16 protein-coding genes are annotated in these 16,125 nt (G+C 44.2%); 11 read left to right on the top strand and 5 right to left on the bottom strand.

Translation table 11 applies throughout. The annotated features are described in order from the left end of the window. Positions 1-240: 240 nt before the first annotated feature. The 3 genes from pgsA to uvrY all read right to left on the bottom strand — a co-directional run bounded on the left by pgsA (position 241) and on the right by uvrY (position 3,398). Entirely contained in the window at positions 241-798 is a 558-nt protein-coding gene (pgsA, locus tag RH46_RS11140; protein ID WP_006879546.1) for a CDP-diacylglycerol--glycerol-3-phosphate 3-phosphatidyltransferase, read from the bottom strand. A 78-nt stretch (positions 799-876) separates the two neighbouring features. Further along, entirely contained in the window at positions 877-2,706 is a 1,830-nt protein-coding gene (uvrC, locus tag RH46_RS11135) for an excinuclease ABC subunit UvrC (protein ID WP_006879545.1), read from the bottom strand. A gap of 47 nt (positions 2,707-2,753) precedes the next feature. Further along, positions 2,754-3,398 (bottom strand): UvrY/SirA/GacA family response regulator transcription factor, encoded by a 645-nt coding sequence (gene uvrY / locus RH46_RS11130; protein ID WP_004416227.1) that lies wholly within the window; start codon positions 3,396-3,398, stop codon positions 2,754-2,756. Between the two features lie 326 nt (positions 3,399-3,724). On the opposite strand from uvrY, the gene RH46_RS11125 reads away from it, so the two are divergent. Continuing rightward, positions 3,725-6,088 (top strand): DNA polymerase II, encoded by a 2,364-nt coding sequence (locus RH46_RS11125; RefSeq protein WP_006879544.1) that lies wholly within the window; start codon positions 3,725-3,727, stop codon positions 6,086-6,088. A 32-nt stretch (positions 6,089-6,120) separates the two neighbouring features. Here RH46_RS11125 and RH46_RS11120 read toward each other — a convergent pair whose 3' ends face one another. Further along, positions 6,121-6,888: a nucleotidyltransferase domain-containing protein gene (locus RH46_RS11120; protein ID WP_006879542.1), complete on the bottom strand. Its 768-nt coding sequence runs from the start codon at positions 6,886-6,888 to the stop codon at positions 6,121-6,123. A 133-nt stretch (positions 6,889-7,021) separates the two neighbouring features. Between RH46_RS11120 and yeiP the strand changes: the two genes are divergently transcribed. Both yeiP and RH46_RS11110 read left to right on the top strand, forming a co-directional pair. Further along, complete coding sequence (gene yeiP / locus RH46_RS11115) at positions 7,022-7,588, top strand: elongation factor P-like protein YeiP (protein ID WP_006879541.1); 567 nt, start codon at positions 7,022-7,024, stop codon at positions 7,586-7,588. Positions 7,589-7,590: 2 nt separating this feature from the next. Beyond that, positions 7,591-7,911 carry an HI1450 family dsDNA-mimic protein gene (locus RH46_RS11110; protein WP_006879540.1) on the top strand — a complete coding sequence of 107 codons (321 nt, stop codon included), beginning with the start codon at positions 7,591-7,593 and terminating at the stop codon, positions 7,909-7,911. A 128-nt stretch (positions 7,912-8,039) separates the two neighbouring features. On the opposite strand, the gene ihfA is transcribed toward RH46_RS11110, so the two are convergent. Next, the gene (gene ihfA / locus RH46_RS11105; RefSeq protein ID WP_006879539.1) at positions 8,040-8,336 is read right to left on the bottom strand and encodes an integration host factor subunit alpha; all 297 of its coding nucleotides are present in this window, start codon (positions 8,334-8,336) and stop codon (positions 8,040-8,042) included. A 571-nt stretch (positions 8,337-8,907) separates the two neighbouring features. Here ihfA and RH46_RS11100 point away from each other — a divergent pair. From RH46_RS11100 to RH46_RS11065, 8 genes are all read left to right on the top strand, one after another. Next, positions 8,908-10,104, top strand: a complete 1,197-nt coding sequence (locus RH46_RS11100; protein ID WP_006879538.1) for an acyl-homoserine-lactone synthase — start codon at positions 8,908-8,910, stop codon at positions 10,102-10,104. Beyond that, positions 10,097-12,610: a response regulator gene (locus RH46_RS11095; RefSeq protein ID WP_006879537.1), complete on the top strand. Its 2,514-nt coding sequence runs from the start codon at positions 10,097-10,099 to the stop codon at positions 12,608-12,610. The genes RH46_RS11100 and RH46_RS11095 overlap by 8 nt, the downstream gene beginning before the upstream one ends. A gap of 268 nt (positions 12,611-12,878) precedes the next feature. Beyond that, on the top strand, positions 12,879-13,103 hold the full coding sequence (locus RH46_RS11090; RefSeq protein WP_006879536.1) for a hypothetical protein: 225 nt from the start codon (positions 12,879-12,881) through the stop codon (positions 13,101-13,103). 109 nt (positions 13,104-13,212) lie between these two features. After that, on the top strand, positions 13,213-13,764 hold the full coding sequence (locus RH46_RS11085) for a septation protein A (RefSeq protein ID WP_006879535.1): 552 nt from the start codon (positions 13,213-13,215) through the stop codon (positions 13,762-13,764). Between the two features lie 74 nt (positions 13,765-13,838). After that, the gene (gene yciA / locus RH46_RS11080; RefSeq protein WP_006879534.1) at positions 13,839-14,231 is read left to right on the top strand and encodes an acyl-CoA thioester hydrolase YciA; all 393 of its coding nucleotides are present in this window, start codon (positions 13,839-13,841) and stop codon (positions 14,229-14,231) included. A 105-nt stretch (positions 14,232-14,336) separates the two neighbouring features. Continuing rightward, positions 14,337-14,633: a YciI family protein gene (locus RH46_RS11075; protein ID WP_006879533.1), complete on the top strand. Its 297-nt coding sequence runs from the start codon at positions 14,337-14,339 to the stop codon at positions 14,631-14,633. A 2-nt stretch (positions 14,634-14,635) separates the two neighbouring features. After that, a complete protein-coding gene (locus RH46_RS11070) occupies positions 14,636-15,043 on the top strand; it encodes a GspS/AspS pilotin family protein (protein ID WP_006879532.1) in 408 nt (135 codons plus the stop codon). A 221-nt stretch (positions 15,044-15,264) separates the two neighbouring features. Continuing rightward, the gene (locus tag RH46_RS11065) at positions 15,265-15,825 is read left to right on the top strand and encodes a VC2662 family protein (RefSeq protein ID WP_006879531.1); all 561 of its coding nucleotides are present in this window, start codon (positions 15,265-15,267) and stop codon (positions 15,823-15,825) included. Positions 15,826-16,125: the final 300 nt, after the last annotated feature.

Here is a 16,125-nt window from a genome sequence, read left to right as displayed (position 1 = left end):
TCTGTCACACCAAGCTGAAGAGCTAACTGCTCAATTCCTCTTGGGTACGGGATGCATTCTACGGATTCGAACTAATGAGTCAACACTAATTTTGATTTTTTGAATCGTTTGTCTATTTAACAGTCAAAACAAGCCAATTTGGTCAGTTTGCTAGCAAAATTTTCAGCAAATCCACTGAGTTAATTGAATTTCGCACTCATCACAGATACAAAAAAAGCAGGCTTTTGCCTGCTTTTAAAATCAGTGATGCTCTTCGTTGAGCAAATCATCTTTTGCGGCCATCAGATACTGTGCCATCGACCAGTATGTGAGGAAGGTTGCAACGTAAAGTGCACCAAAGCCAAGCCAGACCATCCAGTCGTCGTAGCGCCAGATTAACACCCACAAGGCAAACATTTGACTTACCGTCTTCACTTTACCAACCCAAGAGACCGCGACACTGGCGCGCTTGCCAATCTCAGCCATCCATTCACGCAATGCGGAGATGATAATCTCTCGAGCAATCATGGTCACGGCTGGAATAGTCACCCAAATACTATGGTAATGCTCTGTGATGAGAATCAGTGCAGTTGCAACTAATACTTTGTCAGCAACCGGATCGATAAATGCACCAAAACGAGAGGTTTGACCGAGTTTTCGCGCCAACATGCCGTCGAGCCAATCAGTAAAACCTGCGACCCAGAACACCATTGCGGCAGCAAAAGGAGACCAGCTATATGGAAGATAAAAAACAACGACAAATACTGGAATCAAGAAAAGTCGCAACAAAGACAAGATGTTTGGGATATTTAAACGCATATTTAGTAAAAGGCTCTTTTTGTTTGCGTATGGCTCTATTTGGTATTTCAAACAGCGCCTTATGGTGCGGGATTTTTGTTATTGTTTCAATGCTTGATAAATGTTTTCTGCTAAAGAAGTACTAATCCCTGGCACTTTGGCGATTTCTTCAACACTCGCTCTCTTCAATTCTTGCAAGCCACCCATGTACTTTAATAGTGCCTGACGCCGTTTAGGCCCTACCCCTTCAATACCTTCTAAGGCACTGGTTCTACGGGTTTTTCCTCGTTTCGCTCGATGACCAGCTATAGCATGGTTATGACTCTCATCGCGAATGTGTTGCATCAAATGCAGAGCGGGCGCGTCACTAGGTAAATTAAATTCCTCACCTTCGACGGTAATCAAAGTTTCTAAACCTGGCTTACGGGTAACACCTTTAGCAATACCGATCAAATGAGGACGTTTTGGCCAGTCCCCCCAATAACGAGAAATGATTTCATGGGCACGATTAAGCTGACCTTTACCACCATCGATAAAGACGATATCGGGAATCTTTTCGACATCGAGCTGTTTTGAGTAACGGCGCTCTAATACCTGCCCCATCGCTGCATAATCATCACCACCAGTGATACCCGAAATATTGTAACGTCGATACTCCTGCTTAACCGGTCCTTCCTGATTGAACACCACACAAGACGCGATAGTGCTTTCACCCATGGTATGGGATATATCGAAACACTCCATACGCGTGATACTTTCCATATCAAGCAACTCTCTCAGCGCTTTAAAACGTTGAGATATGGTCATCTTATGATTGATTTTGGTAGTAATCGCCGTTAAGGCATTCGTATTAGACAACTTCAGGTAACGGCCACGTGTACCGCTTGGATTAACATGAAAGTGCACTCGACGTCCGGCAAGGCTGGTCAATGCCTCTTCCAAAGGCTGCGACTCATCAGTCAGGCCTGAATTGAGGATAATTCGGGTTGGTATGGTTCGCGCCTCGTTGTGGCTCAGGTAGTACTGACTCAGGAAGCTATAAAACACTTCTTGTTGTGTCGTGTTGTTGGGTATTTTCGGGAAATGACTTCGGCTACCCAGTACCTTACCCTGACGAATCATCAGAATATGGATGCAGGCAATACCATTTTCCTGCGCAAACCCAAGTACATCCATATCGTCCATTGAGTCTTCAGAAACAAACTGCTGCTCTTGAACACGGCGAATTGCCTGAATCTGATCACGGAATTTAGCAGCCTGCTCAAAGCGCAGCTGTTGACTGGCTTGCTCCATTTTTTCAACCAGAGAGGCAAGCACTTGCTGATCTTTCCCCTGCAGGAATAAGCGAACAAGCCCCACCAGCTCTGAATAATCCTGATCTGAAATGACACTAGAGACACAAGGTGCAGCGCAGCGTCCAATCTGATACATCAGACAAGGACGAGTTCGATTGCTGTAGACGGTATCTTCACACTGCCTGACCGGGAAGATCTTCTGGATTAAATGCAGAGTTTCACGTACCGCACCTGAATCCGGATAGGGACCAAAGTACTCCCCCTTACGTTTTTTCGCCCCTCGATGCATCGATAAGCGCGGATGTTTATGACCACTAATAAAAATGTAAGGGTAGGATTTATCATCGCGCAGCAACACGTTGTATTTAGGCAGGTACTGCTTGATGTAGTTGTGCTCTAAGATCAACGCTTCTGTTTCAGTATGAGTCACTGTCACATCAATTTTGGCAATATTACTTACCAGAGCGCGTGTCTTCTCACTATCAACTTTGCTACGAAAGTAACTAGAGAGGCGTTTTTTGAGGTCTTTGGCTTTACCAACATAGATAACAACCGACTCGGCGTTATACATACGATAAACGCCGGGTTGGTTTGTTACTGTCTTAAGGAAGGCGGCTGAATCGAATTGGCTCATACCGACACCATTAGCTGAAGATTGAGATCACTGATGGTATTGGCGCCTTATAGAGTTTCGGTATCAATCATTCCATGTCGAATTGCTAAGTGAGTCAACTCAACATCACCGCTGATATCTAACTTGTTAAACAAGCGATAACGGTAGCTGTTTACTGTTTTAGGGCTCAGATTTAGCTGCTCTGAAATATCAGTCACCTTCTGGCCTTTAGTAATCATCATCATGATTTGCAGTTCACGCTCAGACAAATCAGCAAATGGGTTTTCCGATGCCGGAGAGAATTGGCTAAGCGCCATCTGTTGAGCGATTTCTGGCGATATATAGCGTTGACCGCTATTGACCATACGAATAGCGTTGACCATTTCATCAGGGCCAGCGCCTTTAGTCAGGTAGCCTGCGGCTCCTGCTTGCATCACTTTAGTTGGAAACGGATTTTCCGTATGAACAGTTAAAACGATGATTTTCACATCTGGATTAAAACGCAGGATTTTCTTGGTGGCTTCAAGACCACCAATACCTGGCATATTCATATCCATTAAAATGACATCTGCATGATTGCTTCGACACCATTTTACTGCTTCTTCACCGCTTTCAGCTTCCCCTGCTACGTTCATTCCACGGACGTCTTCAATAATACGTCGTATCCCTGTGCGAACCAGCTCGTGATCATCTACAAGGAAAACATTTATCAAACTTGTATCTCCACACTTTTTACTTGGCTCTGCACCCACATAATGTGGATTACAGCATGGTTGCCTAGTCTAACTTAAAATTAAAATTTTGCTTACTCTGAATATGTGCTTAAACGCAAACTTTAGCAAGTAGTAATTTTCAGATCTGATACTTAAATTGTTATTAATCTATTAATCAATCGCTTACGTTAGTTTGTTGGTTATTTTTCTACCAATTAAGAGTGAGTCTTTCAGGCAAATCCTACCCTTTCTATTTAACTTTTTAAGCATGTGTTACTCTAGACACGCGGGTCAAACACCGCTTCATATCAACCATCATTATAAGCATGACGATTCATAACGGATTCTTACTTACTCGACAAGCTCGTGATATCAACGGTCAGACTCAGATAGAGCTGTGGTTATCTACATCTCAGGGTCCTACGCAACTCGTTGTGCGTGGAGAAAAGCCTGTTTTCTTTGTGCCACAGTCACAATTGGAGCAATGCCAGTCTATCGCCAATAGCAGCGGGCTTAGCGCTGAATGGCGCTCGTTGTCGCTCACTAGTTTTGATTTAGAGCCTTTGGCCGCTTGCTATACCACTACCATTAAACAATCTCAGCAACTCAGTCGAGCTTTACAGGCGGAAGATATCACCGTGTTGGAAGATGATATCCGTCTTGCTGATCGATACTTGATGGAACGATTTATTAAAGGCGGCGTTGAATTCAGCGGTACTTTGCAAGCAGACAAACAAGGTCAACGATTCACTTCTGTTAAATGTCGTCAAGGCAACTACACGCCAAATCTCAAAGTAGTCTCCCTAGATCTAGAATGTTCTGAGAAAGGGATACTCTACTCTATTGGTCTCGACAGTCCGATGGACAGCCGGGTAATTATGATTGGTGAACCAGAGCCAGCCGATACGCCTATTGAGTGGGTAAAGGATGAGAAAGCCCTGCTCATTGCGATGGTTAACTGGTTTAGGCAATACGACCCGGATGTGGTTATTGGTTGGAACGTTATCGATTTTGATTTTAGATTGTTGCACAAACGTGCCGAATGGAATCAAGTCAAATTGATGATTGGCCGTGGCAATCAAGCAAGCTTTTTCCGTACCTCAAATACCACACAGCAGGCTTTCATCTCAATACCGGGCCGCGTGGTCATGGATGGTATTGATACGCTCAAAACAGCCACATACCATTTTCGTCGCTGGTCGCTCGAGTTTGTTTCACAAGAACTGCTGGGGGAAGGTAAACAAATCCACAATGTCCATGACAGAATGGATGAAATCAACCAGATGTTCCGCCACGACAAGCCATCACTGGCTAAGTACAACTTGCAAGACTGTGTGCTGGTTAACAAGATTTTCGCTCATACTCATCTGCTAGAATTTTCCATCGAGCGTTCAAGACTAACTGGCGTTGAGCTGGATCGCGTTGGAGGTTCAGTGGCAGCATTTACCAATCTATATCTGCCGCAGATTCATCGTGCAGGCTATGTCGCGCCAAACCTGCACCCAGAAAACTGGCTAGCCAGTCCTGGTGGCTATGTCATGGACTCGATACCCAATCTGTATGACTCTGTATTGGTCCTTGATTTCAAGAGCCTGTATCCATCGATCATTCGCAGCTTTTTGATCGATCCAATGGGCTTGATTGAAGGTCTTCAGCTTGAAGTAGGACGAGAGCTCGATCAGGCAGTAGCGGGATTCCGTGGCGGTCAGTTCCATCGCAGCAAACATTTCCTGCCAGAGATGATCGAAAAACTCTGGGCTGCCCGAGACATTGCCAAAAAGAACAACGAGAAAGCCTTCTCACAGGCGATAAAGATCATTATGAACTCTTTTTATGGTGTTCTGGGTTCCTCAGGCTGTCGCTTCTTCGATACTCGTTTAGCGTCCAGCATTACTATGCGTGGCCACGAAATCATGAAACAGACCAAGAAGCTGATCGAGGATAAAGGTTATCAGGTTATCTATGGTGACACTGACTCCACCTTTGTCTCGCTCAATGGTGCGTTTAACCAGCAGCAAGCCGACCAGATCGGCAACCAACTGGTCGACTACATCAACCAGTGGTGGACAACTCATCTGGCTGAAGAGTATCAACTCGACTCAATGCTGGAACTGGAGTATGAAACCCACTACAAGAAATTCCTTATGCCTACAATTCGGGGCCAGGAAACCGGTTCGAAAAAGCGCTATGCCGGATTGATTGGCGAAGGCGACAACGAACGAATTGTATTTAAAGGATTAGAAAGTGCCCGCACAGACTGGACCCCCTTGGCTCAGGAGTTTCAGCAGACGTTATACTCGATGGTTTTCCATGGTGAAAATCCGAGCGAGTATGTACGTGAATTTGTCGAACAGACCAAGGCTGGTGAGTTTGATGACAAACTTACCTATCAGAAACGGTTGAGAAGACGATTGCACGAGTACCAAAAAAATGTTCCGCCTCAGGTTCGTGCGGCAAGAATAGCCGACGAAATCAATCAACAGTTAGGCCGCCCGTTGCAATACCAGAATAAAGGACAGATCGAGTATGTGATCACACTCTCTGGTCCTGAACCTAAGGAATATCAGAAGAGTGCAATTGACTATCAGCACTATATTGATAAGCAGCTAAAGCCCGTTGCTGAAGCTATCCTGCCGTTTATTGGTATCGATTTTAGTTCATTAAGCGAGCCACAACTTGGCTTGTTCTAAGCTCGTTAAACCGAATCAGGATTGAAACTGGCTCAACCGATTTTAAATTCGGTCTTTTTGTATTGCTTAGCTAACCAGTCACCAAAACCATCAAGAATACCAATCACGGAACGTTTGGCGATTAAACGACCTGATAACAGGATCCCCAAACGTTCGATTTCAACCTGCTTTTCCGGATAGTAACGTAAGAACTGCTGACCACACTCAATCGGATCCTCAAACCATTGTTTGTCTTTGTACATGACCAAAGAGTAACTGGCTCGCAGCAATTTCTTAGCGATAATTTTCTGCGCCTTGATCTGATCTTCCGGTTTGTCGGTTCTGGCAATGCGGTTACGGTAGACGGCAACCCAATCTTCTACGTCCATATTCCAGTGTTTAGCGATCTCCCAGCTTGGCTCATAATCACCAAAGCATTCCGACAGATCTTCGCCATAAACGCATACAGAGCAGTGTCTGAGTTGGAAGCCCCACGAGAAAATACTGTCAAGACTAGCCACATCCTGCGCCAGAGCCGTTTTGAACGAAATTTCGGTAATAAATGGGTAGGACTTTTGGAAGCGCCATTTAATCGAGTTGAACAGCGTGGTTCTGAGATCGGAAAAACTGCGATGAGTGACAACCACAACGTCGATATTAGACAGGTTAGGTTTCGCCGTTTTGCGCGCAACGCTGCCATACAGATAAACGCTATGTAGATTGTCCCCTAAACCGTTTTTCAAAAAACTGACCAGATCATCAATGGCAGGTTTATATTCAGGTTGAAAGGCTTGTTTAGGGTCAATGGTAGAAAGATGCATTTGATTACTAACAAATTAGTCGAACTCAGTGTTCTAATGTTCGCTCACCACGATGGATGAATCAAGATATTCCTTCCTTCACAGGGTCGGTATATAATGCTGCCACTACCTAACACACTAAGGAAAATTGTTCATGCCAAAGGCAAGTGAGCTTAAAAAAGGTTTTGCTATCGAATCTAATGGTAAAACATTGTTAATTAAAGACATCGAAGTAACCACTCCTGGTGGTCGTGGCGGCGCAAAAATCTACAAATTGCGTTGTACTGACCTGACAACAGGTGCTCGCGTTGACGAACGCTACAAATCAGATGACGTTCTAGAAACCGTAGACATGTTCAAACGTGCTTCTTCTTTCTCTTACGTTGATGGCGATGAGTACATCTTCATGGACAACGAAGACTACACTCAATACACCTTCAAGAAAGACGAGATTGAAGACGAGCTACTGTTCGTTACTGAAGAGATTCAAGGCCTGCATGTCATTCTAGTCAATGGCAACGCTGTTGGTCTTGAGCTTCCAGCTTCTGTTGAGCTAGTGATCGAAGAAACTGACCCGTCAATCAAAGGTGCTTCAGCGTCTGCACGTACTAAACCAGCTCGTTTCTCAACAGGTCTAACTGTTCAAGTACCTGAGTACATTGCAACTGGTGACCGCATCGTGATCAACACGACTGAACGTAAGTACATGAGCCGCGCATAATTATGGCTGATTTGATTTCTTACGACGACGCGATCGATACCGCGTACGACATTTTCTTAGAAATGGCGCCTGATAACCTGGAACCAGCGGATGTTATCTTGTTCACAGCACAATTTGACGAACGTGGTGCTGCTGAGCTGGTTGAAACGGGTGATGACTGGGTCGCACATGTCGGCTTCGATGTGGACAAAGAAGTGTATGCAGAAGTACGCATCGGTCTGGTTAACGAAGAAAACGATGTGCTTGATGATGTCTTTGCACGACTGCTGATTAGCCGCGACCCAGAACATAAGTTCTGTCATGCGCTGTGGAAGCGTGACTAAGTTGCATGTGCAAACAAAAACACCCTAGCCTTGGCTGGGGTGTTTTGTTATGGAGTCCTAGGAGCGTGTAGCGAAACGCTCAATACCTAGTCTCGGAATTAGGAAGCTTCCCCTTAGTTATCTAAGAGTTAGTCGTCAACCTTAATGTTCTCAACGCGGGCTTTCAATTTCTGCCCAGGGCGGAAGGTTACTACGCGACGAGCACTGATAGGAATGTCTTCACCTGTCTTCGGGTTGCGACCTGGACGTTCATTCTTATCACGAAGATCAAAGTTTCCAAATCCAGACAGTTTTACCTGTTCGCCACTTTCAAGTGCTTTACGAATTTCTTCGAAAAACGCCTCAACCGTTTCCTTGGCATCCCGTTTACTGTATCCAAGCTTTTCAAACAGGTTCTCAGCCAAATCGGCCTTTGTGAGCGCCATAAAACTTTCCTCAAAGCTGTGTTAAACATTGCCACCACAAGGCAGCACCAAAACTTTTAACCAAGCCAATCAACAACCTATCGGCTTTACCTTGGAAAGTGTATGCCAAGCTCATGATTTTCGCCAACTTTTTTCTTCAATGAACACACTTTAACCGCAAAAAACAACAACATAGAGACTATTTTAGTTAGAATTATCAGCAATTTGTTCGGCAAAATAACCTTATAAGTCAGTATATTAGTCTATTAGTGACATTTAAGTCAGTACATTCATCTAAATGGAATGGGTTTTACAAATAAGACATTGATGTGGATAACAAAAACGCGTCATTGGTTCAAAATTGAACCAATGCACTATAACAATGCTTATCCCCTCAATGATTTTCAGACAAAGCTGAAGCCTGTTCTGAACACTAGAGTCTCGCGTACTATTTAAACACTCATTTATGTGCTCAATCTCACTGATTTGATTAATTATTATCAGAAACAGGTGTATTTATACTAATTCAGTTGCACGCATATTCAATCATATTAATACTAGCCACCTATAAATAAAATAATGATTAACGTCTATGGCTATAAAAGATAACTTCACCCCTACATCTCTAGGGGTCACGGATGATGAGTGCGTCTTATTCACTAAAATTGATACACTTTTTGGAGAAAACAGTGAGCAGTTTTTCCAGCAAGTATTGGATGAAAGGGTACGTCTGACCTGTGAAGACGACCCGACATTGAATGGTAAAAACATCGCGACAAAGCTGATGTCTCCCTACTACTTCGCCAGCGTCAAGCATCCACTCCCTATCGGTAACAACGACTGGCATCAAATTGAACAACAAGCTCTGTTTATCTTCGATAACTGGGCTCAGGCTTGGTGCAGTTACAAAATATGGAAGCTCAAAAAGCAGTATAGCTCTCCGCTTGGTTTGGCATTGGACCCGCATGCAGCCAGTCGAACTCGTTGCGAAGAGGACTACTTCGATAGTGTTATCGATAACATTGAATCTCATCAGGAACTTTACTACACAATGCATTGTAAACAGCCAATGCTTTTACCCGATGCGATCGTACTTATTAACCTCGCGACCTTCGTCCTGCAGCATCATTGGTATGAAATGCTGTATGAAATCGATATTTCCAGATTCGGCACCCACTTCATCCTCGCTTGTCAGACAACAGAATCTAGCCCTCCACTGATAGTGGCTAGTGCCAAAATCAACCATCATTCGTACGCGGACCAATGGCTCTACTTCTCACCATTCTTTCAGACCGATGCATGGCTACTGCTGCCAACCAATAAGGTGGTTGATCAACTGACGCAGCACAATTTGTTGAAGGGCCCAGTCGTTGGCGGCTGTTCTACACAGTTCGAGAACTCACTCTGGCAACAAATCACGCGTCCTGAAGAGTGTTGTGAAATTGTTCGCCTGACAGTAAGTGGCAATCAAACAGAGATGATTTTCTTCCTCTATCTGGCGCAAAAGCGATTAATGGAACAATTAGTGGCGCTCCGATATCAAATTGCATTCGTAGTGATTGAGCAACCTCTAATGATTCAGTACTATTTGAGCCAAGGTGAGGCGGTGTACACTCGACTCAGTGCAAGTCATGTCTCTGATTCAGAGTTTGCCACCTACAAAGGTCTGTGGTTTATCGAGCCACTCAACCAGGCACTGGCGCAATCCAGCTTTAAACATTACAAACAACGGACAATCAGTCAGCTGAAACAGTATCGCAATCATGGACATAAACCTCACTATGCTTAGTTATTTGACCTCTCACCTACTTTATCCAAAAGCTGTGGTGTTGATACTAACGGCGCTGTTGGTTTTTGTCTGGGCAGGCTATTTCTGTTCAACGCTGGCAAGAAAACATGGTTTCACCAGTCTGAAGCAGTACATCTACTATGTTTCCTATACCTTAGGTATTTTTGTCTGGATCTTAAGTAATGCTTACTTTCATACCGGGCTGTTACCTGAATGGGGGCCTGAGACCGCGGCAACGATGGCGATAGTAGCAAACCTGTCAGCTCTGCTGGCATTTAGCTCTGCTTACTATTTCTCGGCCAAGTTAAAAACCCATTACACCGATCAAAAAACCAATCTGTGGCAGATAAGCTTCGCCTTGGTAATCATTGTGTTGTGTACTGTGGCCAACTTACTGCCAGGCTTAACGATTCGAGGCGTTACCATTGAAGGTCCAAGTCGCTTTGTGCTTGAGTTTGGTGAGTACACTCAACCATTCTTTATTGGTTTGACACTGCTGTTTGCCCTGACGTTTGCCAACTTGCTTTCCATTAAAGGTTCAAGCAACCGAATTCGCCGCACCCGAATCAACTACATGATTCTTGGCATGACTATATTCATGGCATCTACCGCAGTAATTCAGCTCGGTTTTACTTATTTCTTTAACAACTTCTCCCTCACCTGGCTGCCACCAGCGTTATCGGTCAGTGAAATGTTGTTTATGGGCTACGCGATCTTAGCGTCACGCTTTTATAGCTTCCGCTACCTCTGCTTAGTGAGCAGCTCCATACTACTGACGGCGACGATTTACACAGGCATCATCGCCCTGTTTAAGCCACTGGACTATCTGAGTTATGCCTCGGTCATTATTCTGCTGATCGCCATTGGTCTGTCGTGGCCTTACGCTGCGCAATTGATGAGAACAGGCCTTAGTTTCGTCCTATACGGCTCGTCAACGACGCCTACAGACAAAATCGCTCACCTAGAAGAGGAATTCCAGAATTCGCCGTCTAAAGCGATTGAAGCGCTGGCAAGTTACTTGGGCGTTCCAAGTGATAAGCTCAAGTTACTCGATGACTATCAGGGGGCAAATTTATACCGTTCCTACTTCGAGAGTCATTCCACGCCTTTGGTCATTGATGAACTGGAAGACGCGATTAAAGAGACCAGTAATGCTGAACTCTCGAGTCTGCATAGCAATATGAATCAAATGGAGTCAGCGCTAGTGCTGCCTATTTACGAAGGCAAAAACAAGCTTTCTCACGTTCTGGTATCCAGCCATAAACAGGAAGATGTTAACTTCTCCTTCGAAGAGCTGAAGGCATTAGAAAGAGTGATTAAGAAGGTTCAGGTTCATATTAACTATGAACGTAAAGTTCGTCAGTCTCAGGCACTCGCCAACTCCATCGCTCATGAGATGCGCAATCCTCTCGCACAAGTACAGTTTGAGTTCGAATCACTGGAGAGCAAACTTGTTACCGCCAGTTCACATAGTGACCTGCTTCGTCATGTCAACAGTGGCAAACAGGCTATCCACCGTGGTCGCCAACTGATTGATATCATTTTGCGTGAGGTTAATAGCTCTTCATTAGATCAGGAACCGTCTGAGGCAACGTCTATCGTTCATGCTATTCATAGTGCGATCAACCAGTATGGTTTTGACAGCGAGGATGAATTTAACCGCATCCATCTCGACCTTGAGCACGATTTTGTGGTCAAGATTAACGACACTCTGTTTAACTTCGTGCTGTTTAATCTGTTACGTAACGCGACTTACTATTTTGACTCTTACCCAAGAAGCCACATCGAGATACGAACCGAAACAGGGCACTATGAGAATCATATGATTTTCCGTGATACTGGACCAGGAATCCCTCAGAGCTTGCTGACACGTATCTTTGATGACTTCTTTAGCCACAACAAGAGTGGTGGTAGTGGCCTGGGCCTCGGTTATTGTAAGCGTGTTATGTCTTCGTTTGGAGGCGGGATAAGTTGTCATTCGGTCCCTGGTGAGTACACCGAGTTTACGCTTACCTTCCCTGCTAGTAGTGTTCGACTGGATGAAATAGCCAATCAACCACTGACACCAGCAGAAGCTGACTTCGCTGCCATTGCCAATCCAGCCGTAAACAAAGGTGAGCTCAGCTTTGCCAAGTCTTCACATATGATTTTGGTTGTTGATGACAAGGAAATTCAGCGTACTCTGGTCAAACTCTATCTCGAACAACTAGGGTACGGTGTGGTACTGGCAAATAATGGTAAGGTTGCGATTGAAATCATTCAGAGTAACCCTGTCGATCTTGTCTTTATGGACATTCAGATGCCAGTCATGGATGGTTTTGAGGCCGCAAGCATTATTCGTCAGTCCTACCCGGCAATTCCAATCATCGCCCTATCCGGTGAGTCGGGAGAGAAGGATTTGTTGCGAATGAGCGAGTTGATGGATGGTCGTCTATCCAAACCAACCACTAAAGAGGCTCTGGATACGATTTTGAAATCAACATTAAAACAAGAAGTCCCTGGTTAACACACTTAATCGATTAGAGCAGAGGAGCCTGTCAATGGATTGGCAAATCTGCTCTCAAATCGACTCTCATTTTGCTTATCGAAACGGATTCGCATTTAGCTATGCTTCTAACCGCCAACACCTTTCTTTGTTAACTATTAATCACTAACGATTCAGTCGACGTTTTTATCGTTCATTTAAGCCATTGCTGGCACCGATTATGCTTGCTTACGTATAAGAAGTAATAGCGGCAAAGATTCGTCTTTGTCTCGACGTAAGAGGTAAGATTATGGAAGTTCAACGTCACACCTATTATCGACTTATTCACCACGGTATTAAAAGTTTGCTCGTCGACCGTATTGGCCATTTCACCGAACTCGAATACCACGAATACCTGAACGGAATGACTGGAAAATCAAGCTGCTTCTCTATGAGCGATGAAGAACTGCAGTTCACAGTAGACAGCTTGCGCAGTGAAGGTTATCTGGAAGATTGCAAAGGATACATCGCTTAACTCCCACTCAGAACCCCATTCATGGCATGTTAGATTATCGTTAAGCCCTTTGTCTTAACCAAAGTTTTGGTTAGACTGAGGGCAATTTAGCAAGCAATAGATTATTCCAATGAAACAACTGCTCGACTTTATCCCTCTGATTATCTTCTTCGCTCTGTATAAGTTATACGATATCTACGTAGCGACCGGAGCTCTGATTGCCGCTACTGCTGTTCAAATCGTGTTGACCTACTTTATCTATAAGAAAGTCGAGAAGATGCAGTTAATCACTTTCGTAATGGTCGCAGTATTTGGCGGAATGACCATATTCCTTCACGACGACAACTTTATTAAATGGAAGGTAACCATTGTCTACATGGTGTTTGCGATTGGTCTGGCAGTGAGTCACCTTATCGGCAAATCAGCGATTAAAGGCATGCTGGGCAAAGAGATTTCTCTTCCTGACCCAATTTGGGCAAAAGTCACGTGGGCATGGGTAACGTTTTTTTCATTTTGCGCGGTGTTAAACATCTATGTCGCATTTCAGTTACCGCTTGATGTTTGGGTCAATTTCAAGGTGTTTGGTCTACTTGCTGCAACCTTCGGTTTTACCCTAGTGACCGGAGTCTACATCTATAAGCATTTGCCTAAAGATGACAATCAGGCTAGCGCTAGCGAATAACTTGATAGTTTTGTTACAATAGCTCTTTTACAGCGACCAACTTGGTCGCTGTTTCGTTTGTTATGGATGTCAAAATGAGTCAAGAAATCAATACTCCAAAAGGGCAATTACTGCTTCGAACCCTTGCTATGCCAGCCGATACTAACGCTAATGGCGATATTTTTGGCGGCTGGATTATGTCTCAGTTGGATTTAGCTGGAGGCATACTTGCCAAAGAGATCTCTTCAGGTCGTATCGTAACCGTCTCCGTCTCAAGTATCACTTTTAAAAAACCTGTTCGTGTCGGAGATGTGGTCTGTTGTTACGGCGAATGTACGCGCATCGGTCGTACGTCAATGAGCATCGACTTAGAAGTATGGGTTAAACCCGTAAAAGAGCACGGCCTTGAAGATCGCTTTATGGTGTGTGATGCGACATTTAACTATGTGGCGATTGATGCTGAAGGCAAACCGCGCCCTATTCAGTAAGCACATGACATACCTGCAATAACACCAAATCAATACTTTAAAAATACGCTATTTAAGGTAGAGTAACCCCCATAGGTTACATCATAGATATAAGGATATCGGTACATGTGGTATGTCATCTTCTCACAAGACGTAGAGAACTCACTGGAAAAGCGACTTAGTGTTCGCCCTGCTCACCTAGAACGTTTACAGGTTCTTCAAGATGAAGGTCGTTTGCTAACAGCAGGACCAATGCCTGCAATTGACTCTGACAACCCAGGTGAAGCTGGTTTTACCGGTTCTACAGTCATTGCTGAGTTCGACTCATTAGAGCAGGCTCAAGCTTGGGCAGACGCCGATCCTTACATCGAAGCTGGTGTATACGCTCAGGTTATTGTTAAGCCATTTAAGAAAGTATTCTAACTATGCTGTCAGCGTTTAAATCCCTCTCAATCGTTATCGCGGCAATGATTATTGTCGGCTGTTCTTCAACATCAGCGGAAAAGGAACGTCACTTGACGCTGCTCGCACAGAACCGTGCCAACCTGCTTGCCTCAGAGCTCCCGCTTGAAGCCGGACCTCTCTCTATCATGCGCGCAAGTTCGAAGGGTAGCAACGTAGAGATTATGATGGTTTATAACGCAGATGCGCCCGGAGCAAAACCTGCGGCGACAGTGCTAAGCAACAGTATCAATGCTTACTGCACTAGCGCAGATACCAAAGCTAATCTCGAGGTTGGACTGAGTTATCGAATCAAAATGCGTAACAGCCGCGGCCAGTTAATCGCTGATGAGATGGTAACGCTTGAACGTTGTACCAGCTCCACTAAATAGCTAGCTTCACATTTGCTTTTAAAACCTCGCCTGGCGAGGTTTTTTATTTCCTACCAGTGAAAGTTATATTCAACTACTTGCTCACGCGAGGTTTGGGGCATATATTCAAATATGATCATATCTCACACAGTCTTAACATACTGACTATGCTTACAAAGTAGGCTAACGTGAGTTAACAGTTGGTCTTAAATCTGGATACACAGCTAATCCTTGGAGTTATTATGAAAAAAATTCTTACTGCAGTGGCTATTTCAACAGCGTTTGCTTCTTCAATCGCTGTCGCAGCATCCCCGGTTATGTTCTCTTCCATCAATGATTTTAATGCACCAGATAATTCGCAAGTTTCAGGTGTACGCCTCGCTGCGCTACACGGTAAAGTTGATCAGGTAAAAGGTGTCGATTTTGCTATTGTCGGTATGTCTGAAACAAATACCACCACAGGTGTTAACTTTGGTCTGTTCTTAGGCGCTTCCAAGGTAAACCAAGAGATGACTGGCGCTTCGTTAGGCCTGTTTAACTGGAATGAAGGTTTAACGACAGGTGTTAACCTTGGTGCAGTCAACGTCACTAACGATGTTCGAGGTGCTAACGTGAGTTTTGTTAACTACTCGGAAGGTGACACCATGGTAGATGTAGGTGCAGTTAACCTCTCTAGCGAGTCAACTGTACAGGTAGGTGTTTTCAATAAAACAGCCAAAATTGAAGGTGTACAGATCGGTTTAATCAACTGTGCGGACAATGGCTTCCTTCCTTGCTTCCCAATTGTTAACTTCGGTATGTAAACACCCTACTCTAATTTGCAAGATTCAAAACCAGTCGTTTAATCGACTGGTTTTTTGTTTTATAAGCCGCGTAGTCCAAGTGAACACAAAGTAAAGCCGCAATAATTCATTGTGAATTTTTTATTTCAGAACTTTATCGCCACTCAAAAAATTTCTCCCCCTAGTTTTCAATGCAGTAGCGCACTTTGCGTGTCATCTGTGAGCCTAGCACTTGGTCTTAAAAACTAAAATTGAACAAAAAATAATCAAATCATATTGACGCTATAGCTATCCACTTCTAACTTTTCATATTAGTGTCAT

It is taken from the genome of Vibrio brasiliensis LMG 20546 (assembly GCF_000189255.1).
Lineage (GTDB): Bacteria > Pseudomonadota > Gammaproteobacteria > Enterobacterales > Vibrionaceae > Vibrio > Vibrio brasiliensis.
This window is presented reverse-complemented; position numbering and strand designations above follow the sequence as displayed.

Coding starts and splice junctions, on each gene's coding strand:
- RH46_RS11065 (WP_006879531.1), top strand. CDS start 15,265: ATGAAAAAAATTCTTACTGCAGTGGCTATTTCAACAGCGTTTGCTTCT.
- RH46_RS11070 (WP_006879532.1), top strand. CDS start 14,636: ATGCTGTCAGCGTTTAAATCCCTCTCAATCGTTATCGCGGCAATGATT.
- yeiP (WP_006879541.1), top strand. CDS start 7,022: ATGCCAAAGGCAAGTGAGCTTAAAAAAGGTTTTGCTATCGAATCTAAT.
- uvrC (WP_006879545.1), bottom strand. CDS start 2,706: ATGAGCCAATTCGATTCAGCCGCCTTCCTTAAGACAGTAACAAACCAA.
- RH46_RS11100 (WP_006879538.1), top strand. CDS start 8,908: ATGGCTATAAAAGATAACTTCACCCCTACATCTCTAGGGGTCACGGAT.
- yciA (WP_006879534.1), top strand. CDS start 13,839: ATGAGTCAAGAAATCAATACTCCAAAAGGGCAATTACTGCTTCGAACC.
- pgsA (WP_006879546.1), bottom strand. CDS start 798: ATGCGTTTAAATATCCCAAACATCTTGTCTTTGTTGCGACTTTTCTTG.
- RH46_RS11120 (WP_006879542.1), bottom strand. CDS start 6,888: ATGCATCTTTCTACCATTGACCCTAAACAAGCCTTTCAACCTGAATAT.
- RH46_RS11110 (WP_006879540.1), top strand. CDS start 7,591: ATGGCTGATTTGATTTCTTACGACGACGCGATCGATACCGCGTACGAC.
- RH46_RS11075 (WP_006879533.1), top strand. CDS start 14,337: ATGTGGTATGTCATCTTCTCACAAGACGTAGAGAACTCACTGGAAAAG.
- RH46_RS11125 (WP_006879544.1), top strand. CDS start 3,725: ATGACGATTCATAACGGATTCTTACTTACTCGACAAGCTCGTGATATC.
- ihfA (WP_006879539.1), bottom strand. CDS start 8,336: ATGGCGCTCACAAAGGCCGATTTGGCTGAGAACCTGTTTGAAAAGCTT.
- RH46_RS11090 (WP_006879536.1), top strand. CDS start 12,879: ATGGAAGTTCAACGTCACACCTATTATCGACTTATTCACCACGGTATT.
- RH46_RS11095 (WP_006879537.1), top strand. CDS start 10,097: ATGCTTAGTTATTTGACCTCTCACCTACTTTATCCAAAAGCTGTGGTG.
- RH46_RS11085 (WP_006879535.1), top strand. CDS start 13,213: ATGAAACAACTGCTCGACTTTATCCCTCTGATTATCTTCTTCGCTCTG.